At 65.4% G+C, this 20,506-nt stretch carries 20 protein-coding genes; 13 read left to right on the forward strand and 7 right to left on the reverse strand.

All coding sequences use genetic code 11. The features are described 5' to 3' along the window. Nucleotides 1–4 precede the first annotated feature (4 nt). A complete protein-coding gene (locus BM046_RS09625) occupies nt 5–1,192 on the forward strand; it encodes an osmoprotectant NAGGN system M42 family peptidase (protein ID WP_090538902.1) in 1,188 nt (395 codons plus the stop codon). Between the two features lie 86 nt (nt 1,193–1,278). Continuing rightward, the gene (locus tag BM046_RS09630) at nt 1,279–3,351 is read left to right on the forward strand and encodes a TonB-dependent receptor family protein (RefSeq protein WP_090538904.1); all 2,073 of its coding nucleotides are present in this window, start codon (nt 1,279–1,281) and stop codon (nt 3,349–3,351) included. A gap of 24 nt (nt 3,352–3,375) precedes the next feature. On the opposite strand, the gene BM046_RS09635 is transcribed toward BM046_RS09630, so the two are convergent. Beyond that, a complete protein-coding gene (locus BM046_RS09635; RefSeq protein ID WP_090538906.1) occupies nt 3,376–4,530 on the reverse strand; it encodes an MFS transporter in 1,155 nt (384 codons plus the stop codon). Between the two features lie 246 nt (nt 4,531–4,776). On the opposite strand from BM046_RS09635, the gene BM046_RS09640 reads away from it, so the two are divergent. Further along, nucleotides 4,777–6,114: an omega-aminotransferase AptA gene (locus BM046_RS09640; protein ID WP_090538907.1), complete on the forward strand. Its 1,338-nt coding sequence runs from the start codon at nt 4,777–4,779 to the stop codon at nt 6,112–6,114. 185 nt (nt 6,115–6,299) lie between these two features. Beyond that, complete coding sequence (locus tag BM046_RS09645; RefSeq protein WP_090538909.1) at nt 6,300–8,204, forward strand: beta-ketoacyl synthase; 1,905 nt, start codon at nt 6,300–6,302, stop codon at nt 8,202–8,204. A gap of 54 nt (nt 8,205–8,258) precedes the next feature. Here BM046_RS09645 and BM046_RS09650 read toward each other — a convergent pair whose 3' ends face one another. Then, entirely contained in the window at nt 8,259–8,924 is a 666-nt protein-coding gene (locus BM046_RS09650; RefSeq protein ID WP_090538911.1) for a glutathione S-transferase family protein, read from the reverse strand. 178 nt (nt 8,925–9,102) lie between these two features. On the opposite strand from BM046_RS09650, the gene BM046_RS09655 reads away from it, so the two are divergent. From BM046_RS09655 to BM046_RS09685, 7 genes are all read left to right on the forward strand, one after another. Beyond that, the gene (locus BM046_RS09655) at nt 9,103–9,342 is read left to right on the forward strand and encodes a TIGR02647 family protein (RefSeq protein ID WP_090538913.1); all 240 of its coding nucleotides are present in this window, start codon (nt 9,103–9,105) and stop codon (nt 9,340–9,342) included. A 154-nt stretch (nt 9,343–9,496) separates the two neighbouring features. Further along, complete coding sequence (gene lptM / locus BM046_RS09660; protein ID WP_090538914.1) at nt 9,497–9,643, forward strand: LPS translocon maturation chaperone LptM; 147 nt, start codon at nt 9,497–9,499, stop codon at nt 9,641–9,643. An 8-nt stretch (nt 9,644–9,651) separates the two neighbouring features. After that, nucleotides 9,652–10,905 (forward strand): diaminopimelate decarboxylase, encoded by a 1,254-nt coding sequence (lysA, locus tag BM046_RS09665; protein ID WP_090538917.1) that lies wholly within the window; start codon nt 9,652–9,654, stop codon nt 10,903–10,905. Nucleotide 10,906: 1 nt separating this feature from the next. Further along, nucleotides 10,907–11,737 (forward strand): diaminopimelate epimerase, encoded by an 831-nt coding sequence (gene dapF / locus BM046_RS09670; RefSeq protein ID WP_090538919.1) that lies wholly within the window; start codon nt 10,907–10,909, stop codon nt 11,735–11,737. Continuing rightward, nucleotides 11,734–12,429, forward strand: a complete 696-nt coding sequence (locus BM046_RS09675) for a DUF484 family protein (protein WP_090538921.1) — start codon at nt 11,734–11,736, stop codon at nt 12,427–12,429. Before dapF ends, BM046_RS09675 begins: the two co-directional genes overlap by 4 nt. A gap of 14 nt (nt 12,430–12,443) precedes the next feature. Further along, the gene (gene xerC, locus BM046_RS09680) at nt 12,444–13,337 is read left to right on the forward strand and encodes a tyrosine recombinase XerC (protein ID WP_090538963.1); all 894 of its coding nucleotides are present in this window, start codon (nt 12,444–12,446) and stop codon (nt 13,335–13,337) included. Nucleotides 13,338–13,345: 8 nt separating this feature from the next. After that, on the forward strand, nt 13,346–14,044 hold the full coding sequence (locus tag BM046_RS09685) for an HAD family hydrolase (protein WP_090538923.1): 699 nt from the start codon (nt 13,346–13,348) through the stop codon (nt 14,042–14,044). Nucleotides 14,045–14,128: 84 nt separating this feature from the next. Here BM046_RS09685 and BM046_RS09690 read toward each other — a convergent pair whose 3' ends face one another. The 4 genes from BM046_RS09690 to glnK form a co-directional block, all read right to left on the reverse strand. Further along, nucleotides 14,129–14,437 (reverse strand): hypothetical protein, encoded by a 309-nt coding sequence (locus tag BM046_RS09690; protein WP_090538925.1) that lies wholly within the window; start codon nt 14,435–14,437, stop codon nt 14,129–14,131. Between the two features lie 99 nt (nt 14,438–14,536). Continuing rightward, the gene (locus BM046_RS09695) at nt 14,537–14,992 is read right to left on the reverse strand and encodes a hypothetical protein (RefSeq protein WP_090538927.1); all 456 of its coding nucleotides are present in this window, start codon (nt 14,990–14,992) and stop codon (nt 14,537–14,539) included. A 117-nt stretch (nt 14,993–15,109) separates the two neighbouring features. Beyond that, the gene (amt, locus tag BM046_RS09700; RefSeq protein ID WP_090538929.1) at nt 15,110–16,354 is read right to left on the reverse strand and encodes an ammonium transporter; all 1,245 of its coding nucleotides are present in this window, start codon (nt 16,352–16,354) and stop codon (nt 15,110–15,112) included. Between the two features lie 49 nt (nt 16,355–16,403). Continuing rightward, a complete protein-coding gene (gene glnK, locus BM046_RS09705) occupies nt 16,404–16,742 on the reverse strand; it encodes a P-II family nitrogen regulator (RefSeq protein ID WP_090538931.1) in 339 nt (112 codons plus the stop codon). A 346-nt stretch (nt 16,743–17,088) separates the two neighbouring features. On the opposite strand from glnK, the gene BM046_RS09710 reads away from it, so the two are divergent. Together BM046_RS09710 and BM046_RS09715 are read left to right on the forward strand one after the other, a co-directional pair. Beyond that, entirely contained in the window at nt 17,089–17,331 is a 243-nt protein-coding gene (locus BM046_RS09710) for an accessory factor UbiK family protein (RefSeq protein WP_090538932.1), read from the forward strand. A 14-nt stretch (nt 17,332–17,345) separates the two neighbouring features. Then, nucleotides 17,346–18,854, forward strand: a complete 1,509-nt coding sequence (locus BM046_RS09715) for a YifB family Mg chelatase-like AAA ATPase (protein ID WP_090538934.1) — start codon at nt 17,346–17,348, stop codon at nt 18,852–18,854. On the opposite strand, the gene BM046_RS09720 is transcribed toward BM046_RS09715, so the two are convergent. Next, complete coding sequence (locus BM046_RS09720; RefSeq protein ID WP_177197836.1) at nt 18,827–20,404, reverse strand: putative bifunctional diguanylate cyclase/phosphodiesterase; 1,578 nt, start codon at nt 20,402–20,404, stop codon at nt 18,827–18,829. The two genes, BM046_RS09715 and BM046_RS09720, sit on opposite strands and share 28 nt — an antisense overlap. Between the last annotated feature and the right edge of the window lie 102 nt (nt 20,405–20,506).

A 20,506-nucleotide genomic window follows, 5' to 3' on the forward strand; every position in this document is an offset into this window, starting at 1 on the left:
AATCATGCCCAATGAACACGGCCCCGACATGCAGTACCTGCGTCAGGTACTGCTGGAAATGCTCGCCATCCCCTGCCCCACCGGCTTCACCGACGGCATAGTGCGCTATGTCGCCGAACATCTGGACACCCTCGGCGTACCCTATGAACTGACCCGCCGCGGCACCATTCGCGCCACCCTGGCCGGTCGCCAGAACAGCCCGGACCGGGCCATTGCCAGTCATCTGGACACCGTCGGCGCCATGGTCAGCGAGGTCAAGGACAACGGCCGTCTCAAACTGGCCCCGGTGGGCTGCTGGTCGAGCCGTTTCGCCGAGGGCAGCCGGGTCAGCGTGTTCAGCGAGAGCGGCTGCTGGCGAGGCAGCGTGCTGCCGCTGATGGCCTCCGGGCACGCCTTCAACACCGAGGTCGACAGCCTGCCGGTGAGCTGGGATACGGTCGAGCTGCGGCTGGACATCCTCAGCAACAGCCGGGCCGAGACCGAAGCCCAGGGCATAGGCGTGGGGGACTTCGTCGCCTTTGATCCACTGCCGGAGTTCACCGACAACGGCTACATCAGCGCCCGCCATCTGGACAACAAGGCCGGGGCGGCGGCCATGCTCACCGCCATCAAATATGTGGTCGACAGCGGCCGCACCCTGCCCATGGACTGCCATCCGCTGTTCACCATTACCGAGGAAACCGGCTCCGGCGCCGCCGGCGCCCTGCCCTGGGATGTCAGCGAGTTCGTCGGCGTGGACATCGCCCCGGTTGCACCCGGCCAGTCCTCGACCGAGCATGCGGTGACCCTGTGCATGCAGGATTCCAGCGGACCCTATGACTACCACCTGAGCCGCCACCTGCTGCACCTGTGCCAGCGTGAGCAGATACCGGTACGCCGGGACCTGTTCCGCTACTACCACAGCGATGCCGAATCCGCGGTGCGCGCCGGTAACGACACCCGTGTGGCATTGATTGCCTTCGGTACCGACGCCACCCACGGCTACGAACGCACCCACAGGGACAGCCTCGAGGCCCTGACCCGACTGCTGATCTCCTACGTGTTCAGCCCGCCGGTGTTCGAACAGGACGACCGGGACAACGCCCCGCTGGAACATTTCCAGCTGCAGACCGACGCTGACATGCCGCTGTCCAGCGAGACGCCGCTGCCGCCGCTGGAGCAGATATTTGCCTGCAGCAGGGACGAAAACTAAGCTCTTGCCACCATGGCTGTCCCGTCCGTTCAGGGCGGGGCAGCCCCGAATCCCGCCGATCATCCTCGGCATGCTGAGAGAGTGCCATGCCCCGGCTGTACCATACCCTGTCCACCGCCAGCCTCAGTCTGCTGAGCGGTCTTCTCCATGCGGCCGGGCCCCTGAGCCTGCCCGCCCAGACCATACTCGGCGGCGGTAACGACGGCCGGGACCTGCGTTTGCCGCTGGCCCGGCATACCATCGACAGCGAGCGCATCCACGCCGCCAATGCCGGGGCCAACCTGTCGGAACCGCTGCAGCGGGTGCCCGGACTGGTTGCCCTGAATCGTCAGAATTACGCCCAGGACCTGCAGATCTCCTCCCGCGGCTTCGGCGCCCGCTCCCAGTTTGGGGTGCGCGGCGTGCGCCTGGTGCAGGACGGCATCCCGCTGACCATGCCTGACGGTCAGGGCCAGCCTGCGCTGTTCGATCTGGACGGCCCGCAGCGCATCGAGGTACTGCGCGGCCCGCTCACCACCCTGTACGGCAATGCCTCGGGCGGCATCATCCAGGGCTACACCGGCGAGGCGCCCTTTCACCCCACCCTGGATACCCGCACCCTGATCGGCAGCGACGGCCTGTGGCGCTCCCGCCTGCGCTATGGCGGGCAGCATGGCGATCTGAACATCAGCGCCAATGTGTCGCGGCTGGAGACCGACGGTTATCGCGATCACAGCGAGACCCGCCGTGACATAGCCAACCTGCGCCTGGGCTGGGATCTGGACGATGCCTCCAGCCTGACCCTGCTGATCAACAGCCTGCACCAGCCCGGCACCCAGGACCCCCTCGGACTGACCCGGGACCAGCTGCGTCAGGACCGGCGCCAGGCACCGCCGCAGACAGAGACCTTCGACACCCGCAAATCCGTCACCCATAACCAGGCGGGTATCAACTACCAGCGGCGCCTGGGCAATGACGACCTGCTCACGCTGATGGTCTACGGCGGCGAGCGGGACATGCAGCAGTTCCTCGGCTTCTCCGGCGGCAACCCCGGCGCCGGCGGCGGCGTGATCGAGCTGGACCGGCGTTTCGGTGGAGGTGAACTGGGCTGGACCCGGGATACCCGGCTGTTCGACCTGCCAGTGAGCCTGGCCGCGGGACTGGCCTATAACTATCAGGGCGAGGAGCGCAAGGGCTTCGTCAACGCCAACGGCAGCAAGGGCCGCCTGATGCGCGACGAGTTCAACGCCGTGGACAGCCAGGAAGCCTATCTGATCAGCACCTGGCAACTGGCGCCGCGCTGGGAGCTGGTTGCCGGGCTGCGCCACACCCGGGTCGAGTTCGACTCCGACGATGACTTTCTGGCCGACGGTCAGGATGACAGCGGCCACACCCGCAGTCAGAGGGCCAACCCGGCGATCGGCCTGAACTGGAACTGGACCCCGCAGCTGAGCCTGTACGCGGCACTGGGTCAGGGGTTCGAGACGCCGACCTTTCAGGAGCTGGCCTATCGGGAAGACGGTGCCGGCATGAACCCGGCCCTCAAGCCCAGCGTCTCGCGGGATGGCGAACTGGGTCTGAAATGGCGCGACGACCAGACCCGGCTGGACCTCGCCCTGTTCCACAGCCGGGTCCGGGATGAAATCGTCACCGGTCCCAACCAGGTATTCACCGGCCGCTCCACCTACACCAACGCCGGACGTTCGACCCGCCGGGGCATCGAGTTCAGCATCGAGCAGGACTTCGCCCATGGCGTCAGCGGGTATCTGGCCTATACCTGGCTCGACGCCAGTTATGACAGCTACGAAAATGCCGACGGCACCCGCTACGATGGCAACCGCTTACCCGGCGTTCCCCGCCACAGCGCCTACGCCGAGCTGCTCTGGCAGCCGGCCGGGACGGGCTTTCATACCGCCATCGAAGCCCAGGGCATGAGCCGGCGTTACGCCACTGATGACAACCTGCACAGCGCCTCGGGCTACGGCGTCGTGCACTGGCGCGCCGGCTATCGGCACCAGCTGGGCAATCTCACCCTGGAGCCCTTCGCCCGACTGGAGAACCTGACCGACCGGGAGTACGTCGGCTCGCTGATCGTCAACGGCGCCGGCGCCCGCTACTACGAGCCGGCACCCGGGCGCAGCTGGCTGGCGGGGCTGGGTGTGCAGTATCAGTGGCGCTGAAGCACCAGGCGTAGCGCAGGCGCGCTACACCCCCTGATCGCGCACCACCACCGCCTCGAAGGCGCCCCGGCGCAGCGCCAGCAGCAGGAACACGGCAGCCATGCCCGCCATCAGCAGGGGCAGTGCGTGGCTGCTCAGCCAGCGACTGGCCGCCCCGGTGGTGAAGGGTCCGAACAGGCAGCCGGCGCCCCACAGCAGGGCGATGTGGGCATTGGCACGTACCAGCGCATCATCCCGGAAGCGCTGACCGACCAGGATCAGTGACAGGGTATAGAGCCCCCCGGCCCCGGCGCCGAACAGCACCAGTGCCGGCCAGATGAAGGGCGTCTGCAGCAACGGCGGAATGGCCAGACTGCTGAGCAGCAGCACCACACCGCAGCTGCGGTACAGGGTGGTGCGGGGTATTCGGTCGGCCAGCCAGCCGATCGGCAGCTGCAGCACAGCATCGCCCACCACCACGGTGCTGACCATCAGCAGGGCCAGACGCTGATCGAAGCCCTCGCGGATCAGGTAGACCGGCAGCAGGGTCAGCGCCATGGCCTCGAAACAGGCAAACAGAATCACCGCCCAGGCCACCGCCGGCATCCGCCGGATGAAACCCGTCACCCCGCGGCCGGAGGCGCTGGCGCCATCCACCTGCGGCGCGCCCCGGGCAGGCCAGATGATCAGGGTACCGAGCAGCAGCAGGCCGATGGAGACCCAGAAACCCGCATCGGTGGTGGTACCCAGCGCGCCGAGCAGCAGCGGGCCGCACAGCTGGCTCAGGGCGAAGGAGCTGCCATACACCGCCACCAGCCGCCCGCGCAGGCGGTCGACCACCAGCTGATTGATCCAGCTTTCGCCGAGAATGAAGATGATGGTCAGACTGCCGCCCAGCAGCAATCGCAGAATCAGCCAGACCCAGTAGTTGGGCAGCACCGTCAGCAGGCCGATGGAAAAGGCCGCCATCACCAGCATCATCCGCATGCAGCGCTCGGAGCCCAGTCGTCCGGCCAGGCGCCCGGCCAGCCGCGCCCCGAGCAGGATGCCAATGGCCGGCATCGCGGCCATCACCCCGATGGCGAAGGCATCGTAACCCCAGTGGTCCAGACGCAGGGACACCAGCGGCAAGGTCACGCCCATCGCCAGGCCGACCACCACCACCGCCAGGGTCACAATCCAGTAGGTACTCCAACGCATCGATCGTCTTCCGTTCACCGAGGGCGGAAAAACATACGCCGGCCCGGAAAAACATTCAATATATTTTACAGCTGCAAACCCTGGCACCGGCGCCCCACCGGCCGCCAGGATGCGAGTCTGCTCATGCTGCACCTACCGGACTGCGGATACGCCGACGGGAGGCATGTACCCCGCTTTCCTGTTTGTTTTATTTGACATAGACTGCCAGTCAAACATAACAAACACAGACCGCAGGACGGTGTCATCATGAATAGCCCGCTGGCCACCCAACCCCTGTCCCAGGCTGCCGATCTCGACAGCTTCTGGATGCCCTTCACCGCCAACCGCCAGTTCAAGGCCCGTCCGCGCATGCTGCAGAGCGCCGAAGGACTCTACTACACGGATATGCAGGGACGGCAGATACTCGATGGCACGGCCGGGCTGTGGTGCTGCAACGCAGGTCATGGACGGCGGGAAATCGCCGAGGCGGTAAGCCGCCAGATCAGTCAGATGGATTTTGCCCCGACCTTCCAGATGGGCCACCCGCTGCCCTTCGAGCTGGCCGAACGCCTGGCGGAAATAGCCCCGGCCGGACTGAACCGGGTGTTCTTCACCAATTCCGGATCGGAGTCGGTGGACACCGCATTGAAGATCGCCCTGGCCTATCATCGCGCCCGGGGCGAGGGCACAAGGCGCATGTTCATCGGCCGGGAGCTGGCCTACCACGGCGTCGGCTTCGGCGGCATCTCGGTCGGCGGCATTCCCAACAACCGCCGCGCCTACACCACCCTGCCCCATGTGGACCACCTGCCGCATACCCTTGATGTACAGAACAATGCCTTCACCCGGGGACTGCCGGCACAGGGTGCGGAGCTGGCGGATCAGCTCGAACGGCTGGTGACCCTGCATGGTGCCGAGAACATCGCTGCGGTTATCGTCGAGCCCATGTCCGGCTCGGCCGGTGTCATCCTGCCGCCGGTCGGCTACCTGCAACGGCTGCGGGAGATCACCCGCAAACATGGCATCCTGCTGATCTTCGACGAGGTGATCACCGGCTTCGGTCGTGTCGGCGCGCCCTTTGCTTCCCAGCGCTGGGGCGTGACGCCGGACCTCATGACCGTCGCCAAGGGTCTGACCAACGGCGCCATTCCCATGGGCGCCGTGCTGCTCGACGGGGAGCTGCAGGAAGCGCTGATGCAGGGCCCGGAGGGTCAGATCGAATTCTTCCACGGCTACACCTACTCCGGTCACCCGGTGGCCGCCGCCGCCGCGCTGGCGACCCTCGACATCTATGCCCGGGAGGGCCTGCTGACCCGCGCCGCAGAGCTGGAAACCTACTGGCAGGAGGCACTGCACAGCCTGGCCGGTCATCCCAACGTGATCGATATCCGCAACACCGGCCTGGTCGGCGCCGTGCATCTGGCCAGCCGGGACAATGCCCCGGGCAGCCGTGGCTACGAGGTGTTCGAGCGCAGCTTCTGGGATGGCCTCATGGTGCGCTGCACCGGCGACATCATTGCCCTGTCCCCGCCCCTGACCATAGAGCGCGAGCAGATCGACCGGCTGGTGGATATCCTCGGCAACGCCCTGCGCCAGACCGCATAATCACTGGCACTGCCTGCTGTCACCGATAAAAAATCACGGTGACAGCATGGTCTACATGTGACCGGTCGGTTACATTCCTCGTCAGCTAAGCTAATTTGGATAACGTCCGGCGGGCCCGAGGGCCCGCTCTGGTCATGGCGGGCCATGGAGCACCGCCATGCGGACCCAGCGAGGAGTCTTGCGAGATGTCGCGTTTGCCGGTCATCGTCGGTTTCGGCGGCTACAATGCCGCCGGCCGCAGTTCGTTCCACCATGCCTTCCGCCGCACGGTGATCGAATCCCTTTCCCCAGAGGAGCGTCAGCAGACCCTGACCAGTCTGGCTGTGCTGATGAAGCTGGTACGGGTCGAGAACGGACGCTATGTGGATGACGCCGGTGTCAGCCTGACCCCGGCCGACATCGAGCAGCGTTTCGGCCAGCAGATCCTCGACAGCACCCTGGTGCGGCGTATCGAAAAGCGCCACCTGGACGTGGATGCCGCCCACTGGCACAAGGTGCTTCCGGTCGATCCGGGCGCAGCGCCGATGACCTTCACCACCCTGGCCAGGCAGCTGCCCGAACCCCTGCCCGAGGGCTGGAGCGTCGAGCCGCTGGAGGGCAACGAGGTGCGGGTGAGCATCGCCGCCCACTGTGAAATCAAGGTCGACAGCTACCGCGAACTGGCGGTCAAGTCCGCCGGCCAGCTGCCCAGCGGCTTCGAGCCGGGCGAGCACTACAACTCGCGTTTTCACCCCCGGGGCCTGCAACTGACGATCGTCGCCGCCGCCGACGCCCTGCATTCCAGCGGCCTGTCCTGGCAGCAGATCATGGAGCGGGTGCAGCCCGACGAGGTGGCGGTGTTCTCCAGCAGCATCATGAGCCAGCTGGACGAATTCAGCTTCGGCGGCATGATGCAGTCCCGGCTCAAGGGCCACAGGGTCAGCGCCAAGCAGCTGGCGCTGGGTCTGAACAGCATGCCGGCCGACTTCATCAACGCCTATGTACTGGGCAGCGTCGGCACCACGGGCGCGGTCACCGGCGCCTGCGCCAGCTTCCTGTACAACCTGCAGAAGGGTATCGAAATGATCGGCAGCGGCCGCGCCAGGGTAGCCCTGGTCGGCAGCAGTGAAGCGCCCATCACCCAGGAATGCATCGAGGGCTACGGCGCCATGAGCGCCCTGGCCACCGAGGAGGGTCTGCGCCTGATCGAAGGTCGGGATGAGGTGGACTTCCGCCGGGCCAGCCGCCCCTTCAGTCAGAACTGCGGCTTCACCCTGGCCGAGTCGGGCCAGTTCGTGCTGCTGATGGACGATGAACTGGCGCTGGAACTGGGTGCCGACATCCATGGCGCCGTGCCGGACGTCTTCGTCTCCGCCGACGGCTTCAAGAAATCCATCTCCGCCCCCGGTCCGGGCAACTACCTGACCATGGCCCGTGCGGTACACAGCGCCATGCAGATCCTCGGACCCGATGCGGTACGCCGGGGCAGCTTCGTGCATGCCCACGGCTCCAGTACCCCGGCCAACCGGGTGACCGAGTCGCAGCTGCTGGATGAGGTAGCCGACGCCTTCGGCATCGAGGATCTGCCGGTGGTCGCGGTCAAGGCCTTCGTCGGTCACTCGCTGGCCAGCGCCAGCGCCGACCAGCTGATCTCGGCCCTGGGCAGCTTCCGCTACCAGCTGCTGCCGGGAATCAAGACCATCGACCGCATTGCCGATGACGTCTACCAGCAGCACCTGCGCTTCAGCACCACCGACGTTTCCCGCGCGGACAACCCGGTGCAGGTGTGCTTCATCAACTCCAAGGGCTTCGGCGGCAACAACGCCAGCGCCGTGGTACTGGGACCGCAGCCGGTGGAGCGCATGCTGCGCCGCCGCTACGGGGAAGAACGTTTCGCCGATTATCAGCGGCGCCGCGAGCATACCCGCGAGGTGGCCGCCGCCTACGAGCAGCGGGCGATGTTTGGAGAGCTGGACGTGATCTACAACTTCGGCAACGACATGATCGACGACAGTCAGATCCGCATCACCCCGGAGCAGATCAGCATTCCCGGCTTCACCCAGCCGCTGGTGTTCCGCAAGGACGAGCGCTTCGGCGACATGCTCGACTGATGATCACCCGGGGGCTGGGCGGCGCGCTCTGCCCGCCCGGCCCCGGTACCGGGATCAGCCCCTGGCCTTGTCTCCCATCGCGGCGATGAAGGCTGCCATTTCCGCCTTCTTGTCCGCTTCGATACGCTGTACATGGGGATTCTGCGCCAGCAGGTCCAGCAGCGCCTTGGCCTCCGGCCAGTCACCCAGCAGATCCACGCCGAACAGCTTCTTGCCGACCGCCCGGGCCAGGTCGATGCTGTAGAGGAACATCAGATCGGCAATGGTCATCTCGCTGCCGGCCACATAGGGCGCGAAGCTGCCGTGACGGCGCAGGGCGGCGACGCCGGCCAGCAGTTCCTCCCGGGCCTTTTCCCGGATGGCGGGGTCGACCTTGCCACCGAAGAACACCTCGGGGTAGCAGGTGCGTGCCGGCAGCTCGATGTACAGCTCGATTTCCTTGGTCAGCGCCCGGACCCGCGCCCGCTCGTAGGGATCGCTCGGCAGCAGCGGCTTGCCACCCTGGGTTTCCTCGATGTATTCCAGAATGACGTTGGTTTCGTTGATGAAACCCTGCTCGGTTTCCAGGCAGGGCACCTTGCCCCGGGGGCTGATGGCCAGGAACTCGGGGCTCTGGTTGCCGCGCACCGTATTGATCTCGAAGGGGATGCCCTTTTCCAGCAGCGCCAGCTTGACCATGTTGAAGTAGTTGCTCACCGCAAAGCCGTGAAGTCGCAGCATGGGATGGATTCCTTGTTCTGTCGTTGTCATGGGCCTGCCAGTGTCACCCGGCGGGACGCCCCATTTCCAGTCCATCACACTGATGAATATGCCACCGTGCGACAAGCTGTCATTTGCCCCTTCGCTGTGGTTTGCGGCTAGACTGCCAGCAGGACTTCCACCACAGCGAGGCGCCTCCATGACCCTGACTGCCGATGATGTTGACGATATCAACCTGCTGGCCCAGTTCAATCTGGCCAATACCCACGAGGGCCTGAAGATCCACCAGAGCAGCGCTGCGCCCGAGGTGCTGGCCGCCGCCGAGCGCCTGTTCCAGCGCGGCCTGATCACCATGGAGGATGGTGGCTACCTGACCAGCCTGGGGCTGGAGGCCGCCGGGCACGCCCAGTCGCTGCTGACCATACTGCGCACCACCTGAATCCGCTCCGGGGCGCCAGGGCACAGACCCGCGCCCCACCGCTTCCCGGGTGGCCTGCGACACCAGGCCGCCATCCCCTGTCCGCGGCAGATGCGCCGGGCAGTCAGGCTCGGTATACTGCCTGCATCTTCCGCTCATCTTCCGGAGTTCCATCATGAAACGATCCCTCGGAGCGTTCCTTGTGCTGCTGTTGCTGGCTGGCTGTGGTCAGAAAGGCCCCCTCTACCTGCCCGAAGAAACAGACGGCCAGCCGGTTGATCCCGCGCGCGAAGCCCTGATTCAGCAACCCACGGAAAACTGAAAGCCTGCATGAGTGAATTCCAATACCGCAACGGCGAGCTGCACGCCGAAAACGTTGCCCTGTCCAGCATCGCCGCGCAATACGGCACTCCCTGCTACGTCTACTCCCGCCGCGCCATAGAGCAGGCCTACCTGGCCTGGGACCAGGCGCTGGACGGCGTACCCCATCTGGTGTGCTTTGCGGTCAAGGCCAACTCCAACCTGGGTGTGCTGAACGTACTCGCCCGCCTGGGCGCCGGCTTCGATATCGTCTCCGGGGGCGAGCTGGAACGGGTACTGGCGGCCGGTGGCCGGGCCGATCGGGTGGTGTTCTCCGGCCTGGGCAAGACCGAGGAGGAGATGCGCCGGGCGCTGCAGGTGGGCATCAAGTGCTTCAACGTGGAATCCGCTGCCGAGCTCAAGCGGCTGCAGAAGGTGGCTGCCGAGCTGGGCGTGAAGGCGCCGGTGTCCCTGCGCGTCAACCCCGACGTGGACGCCATGACCCACCCCTACATCTCCACCGGGCTCAAGGAAAACAAGTTCGGCATCGACATCGCCCAGGCCGTTGCCATCTATCGCCGCGCTGCCAGCCTGCCCAACCTGGACATCCAGGGCGTGGACTGCCACATCGGCTCGCAGCTGACCGATGACACCCCGCTGCTCGACGCCCTGGACCGCATGCTGGCGCTGATCGATCAGCTGGCCGAGGAAGGCATTCAGGTACGCCATCTGGATCTGGGCGGCGGCCTGGGGGTGACCTATCAGAACGAGACACCGCCGACGCCCGGCGAATATCTGGGCCGTGTGCGCGAGAAGGTTGCCGGGCGCGATCTGACCCTGCTGTTCGAGCCGGGCCGATCGATCGTCGCCAATGCCGGCGTGCTGCTGACCCGGGTCAACCTGCTCAAGCCCACCGAACACAAGAATTTCGCCATCATCGACGCGGCCATGAACGACCTGATCCGCCCGGCGCTCTACAGCGCCTGGATGGGTATCGACGCAGTGCGTCCGCGGGACGATGTGCCCACCCTGAACTGGGATCTGGTCGGCCCGGTATGCGAGACCGGCGACTTCCTCGGCAAGGACCGGGAACTGGCCCTGGCCGAGGGCGATCTGCTGGCGGTACGCTCGGCCGGCGCCTACGGCTTCGTGATGAGTTCCAACTACAACTCCCGCCCCCGCGCCGCCGAAGTGATGGTCGAGGATTCCGTCACCCATCTGGTGCGCCGTCGGGAGACAGTCGCGGAACTGTTTGCCGGCGAGTCCCTGCTGCCCGAGGCCTGAGATGCTGCTGCGCTTCACCAAGATGCACGGGCTGGGCAACGACTTCATGGTCATCGACCTGGTGACCCAGCACGCCCAGCTGAGTCCGAAACTGATACGTCAGTGGAGTGACCGGCACTTCGGCGTGGGCTTCGACCAGTTGCTGGTGGTCGAGCCGCCGGGCGATCCGGATGTGGACTTCCGTTATCGCATCTTCAATGCCGATGGCAGCGAAGTGGAGCAGTGCGGCAACGGTGCCCGCTGCTTCGCCCGTTTCGTCCAGGACAAGCGCCTGACCGCCAAGTCGCGCATCGAGGTGGAGACCGCCGCCGGGCGCATCACCCTGCATGTGCGCCGGGATGGTCAGGTCACGGTGAACATGGGCGTGCCGCGGCTCAGACCGGCGGAGATCCCCTTCCAGGCCGAGGTTCAGGCCCTGACCTACTCGCTGGAAGTGGACGGCCGCACTCTGGAGGTGGCCGCCATCTCCATGGGCAACCCGCACTGCGTCACCCTGGTCGATGATGTGGACAGTTTCCCGGTGCCGGAGCTCGGCCCGCTGATCGAGAACCACCCGCGCTTCCCCCAGCGGGTCAACGCGGGCTTCCTGCAGGTGGTCGACGCCCACACCGCACGGCTGCGTGTGCATGAGCGCGGGGCCGGCGAGACCCTGGCCTGTGGTACCGGCGCCTGCGCCGCCGCAGTGGCCGGCATTCGTCAGGGCCTGCTGCGCTCTCCGGTCAACATCCGCCTGCCCGGTGGCACCCTGAAAATCGAATGGGCTGGGGAGGGTCAGCCGGTGATGATGACCGGCCCCGCCAGCCGGGTCTACGAAGGACAGATACGCGTATGAGCAAAGCCTCCCCATCGCAACTGAGCGCCGCCGAGGTCGCCGAATACCTGCGACAGAACCCGGCATTCTTCGTTGAGCATGACGACCTGCTGGCCGACCTGCTGATCCCCCACCAATCCGGGCAGGCCGTGTCACTGGTCGAGCGTCAGGTAAAGTTGCTGCGCGAGCGCAACATCGATGTGCGCCACCGCCTGGGCGAACTGATGGATGTGGCCCGGGAGAATGACCGGCTGTTCGAGAAAAGCCGCCGCCTGATCCTGCGCCTGCTCGAGGCGCCGGACGTAGAGGAGGTGATCGCCAGCATCGAGGACAGCCTGCGCGACGACTTCCAGGTGCCCTTTGTCAGCCTGATCCTGTTCACCGAGACCCAGCGCTTCTGCAACACCCGCTGCGTTTCCCACGCCGAAGCCCGCAGCGCCATCGGTCATCTGCTGGACAGCGGCAAGACCCTGAGCGGGGTGCTGCGCGAGCATGAGCTGGCGTTCCTGTTCGGCGATCAGGGCAGCGAGGTGACCTCCTGCGCCATGGCCCCCATACAGCATCAGGGACTGCTCGGCGTGCTGGCCCTGGGCAGCCGTGACCCGCAGCAGTATCGCAGCGCCACCGGCACCCTGTTCCTCAGCTATGTCGCCGATGCCCTGGCCCGTGTCCTGATGCGCCAGCGGCCGCAACCGGCGCTGCAGGCCCGATAATGTCCACCGCTCCGCTGCAGCCGGCACTGGAGCGCTTTCTCGACCATCTGCGCAGCGAGCGCCGGCTGTCCGAGCATACCCTCGCCGCCTACCGGCGGGACCTTCTCAGCTGCTGCCGCTTTCTCCAGGAGCGGCAGATCGACGACTGGAACCGGGTGGACAACGCCCTGCTGCGCCAGTACATCGCCAGTCGGCACCAGAGCGGCCTGTCCGGACGCAGCCTGCAACGGGAGCTGAGCGCCATCCGCACCCTGTTCCAGTTCCTCATCCGCGAACGCTGCTGCCGCCACAACCCGGCGCTGGATCTGCGTGCCCCCAAGGTCGGCAAGCGCCTGCCGCGACTGCTGGATGTGGATCAGGCCAATCAGCTGCTCAGCCCGCCGGCGGAGGATGACTGGCTGGCGCTGCGCGACCACGCGATGCTGGAGCTGTTCTACTCTTCCGGCCTGCGCCTGGCCGAGCTGGCGGGCCTGGACCTGGCGCAGCTGGACCTGCGTCAGGGCGAGGTGCGGGTCATGGGCAAGGGCAGCCGGGCGCGCATTCTGCCGGTTGGTCGGCTGGCCCGCGAAGCCCTGCAACGCTGGCTGGCGGTGAGGCCGGAGACGCCGGGACCGGAGCATCCGGTGTTTGTCGGCCAGCAGGGTCGACGCCTGACCACCCGGGCCATCCAGCTGCGGGTCCGCCGCTACGGCATCGAGCAGCTCGGCCAGCACCTGCACCCGCACATGCTGCGCCACTCCTTCGCCAGTCACCTGCTGGAATCCTCCGGCGACCTGCGCGCCGTGCAGGAGCTGCTCGGCCACAGCGATATCAGCACCACCCAGGTGTACACTCACCTGAACTTCCAGCATCTGGCCGAGGTGTACGACAAGGCGCACCCCCGGGCCAGACGCCGCACCAAGGACTGATCCGCACCATGATCCAGCTGTTGACCTTCGATCTGGACAATACCCTGTGGGAAACCGAGCCGGTAGTGGCCGCCGCCGAGCAGACCCTGCTGGAGTGGCTGGTCCGCCATGCGCCCCGTTTCACCCGACAGTTCGACGCGCAGGCGCGTCGCGCCCTGCGTGGAGAGGTGCTGGCGGTCAACCCCGAATTGCGTCACCGGGTAACCGCCCTGCGCATTGCGGTGCTGGAGCATGGTCTGCGCAAGGCCGGCTACAGCCCGGAGCAGGCCGGCGAACTGGCCCTGGCCGGGTTCGAGGTGTTCCTCGAGGCGCGCCATGCACTGACCTTCTTTCCCCACTGCGAGCCCCTGCTGGAGGAGCTGGCCCGGCACTACCAGCTGGCGACCATCTCCAACGGCAATGCCGATGTACGGCGGCTGGGGCTGGAAAAGTACTTCCGGGTGATAGTGTCAGCGGATGAAGTGGGTCTGAGCAAACCCGACCCTGCCCCCTTCCTTGCCGCCCTGGAGCGCGCCGGCGTGGAGCCGTCCCAGGCGCTGCATATCGGTGACCATCCGGAGGACGACGTTGCCGGGGCACGGGCGGTCGGCCTGCATACGCTGTGGTTCAACCGGCTCGGGGTGGAATGGACCGGGGCGGAGCCCGCCCATGGTGAAGTGCGCTGCCTGAGCGAGATACCCGACTGGCTGAAAGCCTATCGGGGCTGATGCTGGTCACTCTGCGGAGCAGCGGCCGGACTCCCTTCCGACCGTTGAGGGGGCAGCCAGCGCCTGCCCCTCCCTGCTCTGAGCTCAGATAGGGCGACTGCCGTACTTGCCTTCCGGCTTCTTCGGCGGATCGGCCAGCGCATTGTTGTCGATCTGCTGGACCTTCCCGCCGCGGGCGAGAAACTCCTCCATCTGCCGGGCGAGCATCTCCCGCTCCCGCTGCTTGGCCTCCAGTGAAATCCCTTCCAGAAGGTCCTCCTGGGCAGCAGCCTTCTTGCGGGGTTTCACCGCCGGTTCATCTTCAACCTCCATCTCATCGACTTCATCGACACTGCTGTTGTCGAGGTCGTCTTCCGGCAGGTCATCATCATCTTCGATATCGTCTTCGCTCATACGAGTCCTCCGCGTAAAACTCGGGCTATATATAGCGCAACAGAGCGATTTGAAAAGAGGGCAGCGGATGATTTTTTACATTCCGGGTGCCGGCCGGGGTCAAAGTTCGTTCAAGCGCCCGCACTGCTCCGCCAGACGCCGGGTGGCGCCCTCCTCCAGCGTGAGCATGTTATCCATCAGCTCCACCGCCGCGGGGATGGGCGCACGCCCCTTCATCGAGGTATAGACCTCGATCAGCTGGCCGTGCAGTTCAAAAACCTTGGTGCTGATCTGCTCGGCATCCAGGCCATCAAAATGCAGCACCCAGCGCGAGTTGGGTGGCACATCCTCGCCGATGTGTTCGTACAGCCAGGTCCGACTGGCAGCCTCGGCAGCCTGCTGCCGGTAGCGCCTGACGGTGGCAGCCAGCTCGCGCTCGTGCCCGGCTATGTATTCCATCAACCAGCGGGTGCGCTGATCGGTTTCCGGGGTCAGGGCCTCCTCCAGCCGATCGGCGATGATGGCATGCAGGTCGCCGGTCCACTGCAGCAGGTAGTCATAGGTCTCGGTCTGCATCGGTATCTCCCTGTGGGTGGGTGGATGCAACCTTGGACTGCCGGTGGCCGGGCAAGTTTGGTGTTTCTGCAAATGCAAAGGGCGCCCGAGGGCGCCCTTTGCTGCTTCAGCTGAGGATCACTTCTTGAGAGTGAACTCGGGGTAGGCTTCCAGCCCGCACTCCACCGAATCCACACCCAGGTACTCCTCCTCGGGGGAGACGCGGATGCCGATGATCAGCTTGATGATGCCCCACACCACCAGACTGGCGATGAAGACCCAGGCGAAGATGGCCAGTACACCGATCAGCTGCGAGCTGAAGGCGGCTTCGGCATTGGTCAGCGGCACGGCAAGCACACCCCAGATACCGGCGGAACCGTGGGCGGAGATGGCACCAGCCGGATCGTCGATCTTCAGACGGTCCAGACCCAGTACGCTGAGCACCACGATGATGCCACCCACACCACCGATGAGCACTGCGCTCAGGGCGGACGGCGACAGCGGGTCAGCGGTGATCGAGACCAGGCCGGCCAGAGCACCGTTGAGCACCATGGTCAGATCGGTCTTGCCGAACAGGATCCGGGCGGTAGCCATCGCAGCCAGCAGACCACCGGCGGCGGCCAGGTTGGTGTTGACCATGACCTGGGCGACGTTGTTGGCCGAGGCCACGTCGGAGATCTTCAGCTCGGAGCCACCGTTGAAGCCGAACCAGCCCATCCACAGGATGAAGATACCCAGGGTGGACAGCGGCAGGTTGCTGCCGGGAATGGCGTTGATCTGGCCGTTGGCACCGTATTTGCCCTGACGCGGACCGAGCAGCAGCACACCGGCCAGAGCGGCAACAGCACCGGCCATGTGAACGATACCGGAACCGGCGTAGTCGGAATAACCCAGCTCGCTCAGCCAGCCGCCGCCCCAGCTCCAGGCACCCTGGATCGGGTAGATGAAGCCGGTCATGATCACCGCGAAGCCCAGGAAGGCCCACAGCTTCATGCGCTCGGCCACCGCACCGGAGACGATCGACATGCAGGCACCGGCGAAGACGATCTGGAAGAAGAAGTCGGCACGGGCGGAGTAATAGGGCGCATCGTCCCCACCGGCGGTGACGTCAGCCAGGGTATTCTCACTGCCGATCAGCATCCCCAGGCTCGGGAAGATCCCGCCGTCGGAGGAATACATGATGTAGTAGCCCACCAGCAGGTACATGACCGAGGCGATGGCAAACAGCGAGATGTTCTTGGCGAGAATTTCAGTAGTGCTCTTGGTGCGGACCAGGCCGGCTTCGAGCATGGCAAAACCGCATGCCATCCACATTACCAGCACGGCGCACACCAGAAAGTAGAACGTATCAAGCGCGTACTTGATCTGTACGATATCTTCCATAACTAAGCCCCCCAGTTAGGCTTGTTACAACATGAGATGAAACGAGGCGTCAGATGGCGTCAGTGCCGGTCTCACCTGTTCGGATACGGATGGCCTGCTCCAGCGACACGACGAAGATCTTGCCGTCGCCGATCTTGCCGGTATTGGCCGCCTTGCTGATGGCTTCGATGACACGGTCAAGCATGTCGTCGCCGATCGCCACCTCGAGTTTTACCTTGGGCAGGAAATCCACCACGTACTCGGCACCGCGGTACAGCTCGGTGTGCCCTTTCTGCCGGCCGAATCCCTTGACCTCGGTCACGGTGATCCCCTGAACGCCTATTTCGGAGAGGGCTTCCCGAACGTCGTCCAGCTTGAATGGCTTGATAACAGCCGTTACTAATTTCATCGATTTACTCCCGTTTGATGGACTGCCCTGGGGGACAGGACAAGTCTATGCCGAGTTAAAGCCTTTTAAAATCGGACTTTGCATTCGAGACATAGCAGAAACTCTGCCAACTTTGTTTTTTCCTTCAAAAACAGCGGGATATGACGAAACGCGAGCTGACCGCCCGTCCTCTGCTCCACAATGGCGCACCATATCGGTGCATAGCCTCAAGCGGGCTGCGCCAGTAACGTGCACTGGCGCACCGTTTTTTGCGACCGCACCGTTTTGGCCGCCACCGGCTGCAGTGGTAGACTGGCCTCCTTTACCGGCTCTGCCGGGCCCACCGGTCAACGGAAGTGGAAAGCCCATGTTGCACAAGGTTCTGATGGATACCGTCGGCAGTCAGGCTGCCCGATTGCTCAGCAGCGAGCACGGCCTGCCCGTGGCGGATGTGGAAAAACAGCTCAAGGCCATGCTGCAGAGTGCGCTCTCCCGCCTGGATGTCGTCAGTCGCGAGGAATTCGAGACCCAGCAGACAGTACTGCTGCGCACCCGCGAACGTCTGGAAGCACTGGAGAAACGCGTAGCCGAGCTGGAAAGCCGCCCCTGATCAAGGAGTGATTAATGTCCCTGGCGATTGTTCACAGTCGCGCAAAACTGGGAATTCAGGCACCACCAGTCACTGTTGAAGTCCACCTGGCCAATGGCATGCCCAGTCTCACTCTGGTCGGCATGCCGGAGACCGCAGTACGTGAGAGCAAGGATAGGGTCCGCAGCGCGTTGCAGAACGCCCGCCTCGACTTTCCCAGCCTCAAGCGCATCACCATCAACCTCGCCCCAGCCGATCTGCCCAAGGAAGGCGGCCGCTTCGACCTGGCCATCGCCCTCGGCCTGCTGATGGCCAGCAACCAGATCCCCGCAGACAGCCTGCAGCACTGCGAAGCCCTCGGCGAGCTGGCCCTGTCCGGGGAGCTGCGCCCGGTGCAGGGAGTCCTGCCCGCCGCCCTGGCCTGCCGAGACCAGCAGCGCACCCTGCTGGTGCCCAGGGCCAACGCCGCCGAAGCCGCCCTGGTGCCCGGGGTGCGCGTCATCGCCGCCGATCACCTGCTCGAGCTGTGCGAACACCTGCGCGGCGAGCGGGAACTGCCGCCGGTGCAGTCCGGTGCCGGCTTCTCCGAGCCGGCACCGGTAGCGGACCTGGCCGAGGTACAGGGCCAGGCCCAGGCCAAACGAGCTCTGATAGTCGCGGCGGCGGGCAGCCACAACCTGCTGCTGTTCGGCCCGCCGGGCACCGGCAAGACCCTGCTGGCCAGCCGCCTGCCCGGCATTCTGCCGCCGCTGGACGAGCAGCAGGCACTGGAGGTCGCCGCCATCCAGTCGGTGTGCGGGCAGGCCGAACTGGACCGCTGGCCGACCCGCCCCTTCCGCTCGCCCCATCATGGGGCATCCGCGGCGGCGCTGGTCGGCGGTGGCAGCTACCCCCGCCCCGGTGAGATCAGCCAGGCCCACCATGGAGTGCTGTTTCTCGACGAACTGCCGGAATTCGATCGCAAGGTGCTGGAGATGCTGCGCGAACCCCTGGAGTCGGGGGTGATCCATGTGGCCAGAGCCCGGGAACAACTGACCTTCCCCGCCCGCTTCCAGCTGATTGCCGCCATGAACCCCTGTCCCTGCGGCTATCAGGGTGACCCTTCCGGTCGCTGCCAGTGCACGCCAGAGCAGGTCCAGCGCTACCGGGGCAAGCTGTCCGGGCCGCTGCTGGACCGTATCGACCTGCATCTGGGGATGCACAACGAGCCCTTCAGTCTGTCCTCAGGCGGGCCCGGCCGGCCCGACAGCCGTGAAGCGGCCGCCCGGGTCAGCGCCGCACGGGATATCCAGCTGCGGCGCCAGGACTGTCTGAATGCGCATCTGGAGTTGGGCGGGGTGAGCCTGCATTGCCGTCTGCAGGCCGAGGATGAGCAGTGGCTGGAGCGGGCGGTTGAACGTCTGGGGCTGTCCCGGCGCGCCACCCACCGGGCACTGAAGGTGGCCCGCACCCTGGCGGACCTGGATCAGAAAAAGGACATCGGCCGGGAACAACTGGCCGAGGCGCTGCAGTACCGTCAGCTGGACCGGCAGCCGGCCAGCTGAGTCACCCGCTTGGTCGAGGGCGCTTTCAGGGCGTCCTCGCGCCCCATGCTGTAGGCATCGATGAAGTAGCACAGCTCGATGAAAGGCAGCGCCGGACTGATGAAGAAGCCCTGGATCTGATCACAGCCCAGTTCACGCAGAATCTCCATCTGCGCCCGCTGCTCAACCCCCTCGGCAACCACCTCCAGCCCCAGGCTGTGGCCCATCTCGATCATGGCCGCGACCAGCTTGCGATCCGCCGGGGAATCGACGATGCCGCGCACGAAGCTGCGATCGAGCTTGAGCAGCTTGATCGGCAGGCTGTGCAGATGGACGAAGGAGGAAAACCCGGTACCGAAGTCATCCAGGGAGAAACGCAGCCCCAGATTGGTCATGCCGGTCATGGCCTGCTGCACCTGCTCGGGCTGCTGCATGACCGCCGTCTCGGTGAGCTCGAACTCGAGCATTTTCGGTCCCACGCCGGTCTTCTCGATGAGCCGCTGCACCGTCGGCAGCAGGCGGCTGTCGAGGAACTGCCGGAAGGACACGTTGACCGCCACGTTCAGCGCCATGCCGCGGCGCTGCAGGGTGCGCAGGTCGTGACAGGCCCTGGCGATCACCCAGTAACCCATGGGAATGATCAGGCCGGTTTCCTCGGCCAGCGGAATGAACTCGTTCGGCGCCAGCAGCCCGCGGACGGGATGCCGCCAGCGGATCAGACCTTCGACCCCGACGATCTTGCCGCTGCGCAGGTCGACCCGGGGCTGATAGTGCAGCTCCAACTCGTTGCTGCGCAGGGCGTCACGCAGCTGGGTCTCGAACTCGATCTGGGTGGCCGCCTGATGATTGATGCGCTCGTCGTAAAAGTGATAACTGCAACCGGGCTGCAGCTTGGCCTGCTGCACCGCAACGCTGGCGTGCAGCAGCAGGCTGTCCACCGATACACCGCCCTCGGGGTAGGTGGCAATGCCGATGCTGCATCCCAGCAGGGTGCTGTCGGTACCGGTGCCGAAGGGCTCGCTGAGGGTGGTGACTATCTTCTTCACCACGTGCATCAGGTTGGCGGCGTTGCCGTACTCCTCGACGATCACCGCAAACTCGTCGCTGCCGATGCGACCCACCGTATCGGTGGAGCGCAGCACACCCCGCAGACGGTCGGCCACCTGGCGGATGATGGCATCCCCGGCGGCGTGGCCGAGGGAATCGTTGACGTGGCTGAAGTTGTCCAGATCCAGCACCAGCACCGCCAGCGGCTGGTTGGCGCGCAGCGCGCGCTGCATGCCGTGCTTGAGTCGGTCCTGCAGCATCTGGCGGTTGCTGCAACCGGTCAGGGGATCGTCCGTCGCAGCCCGGGCCAGTGCATTGAGCATCTCGTGGCGGTCACGGGCGTAGCGCAGGCAACGCAGCAGCTCTGCAACGCTGGCATGGCGATAGATGCTGTCCACCCCTGCCACCGGTTGCACACCTCCCTCTGGTTGCCGGGCAAGATTGACCACGGGCACGGTGCACAGATCCGGCACCGGCTGGAATACCTCATCAAAGAGCACCAGCGTGTCCGGGTCGGTGGCCATCGACAGTGCCTGCGACCAGTCCGAGGCAATCAATACCTCAGCAGCGCCGGTGAGCCGCAAACGGTCAACCAGGCCGTCGGCCGCACCGTTCGCATCCAGCAG

Origin of the sequence: Halopseudomonas formosensis (assembly GCF_900115905.1) — a bacterium.
Taxonomy (GTDB): Bacteria; Pseudomonadota; Gammaproteobacteria; order Pseudomonadales; family Pseudomonadaceae; genus Halopseudomonas; species Halopseudomonas formosensis.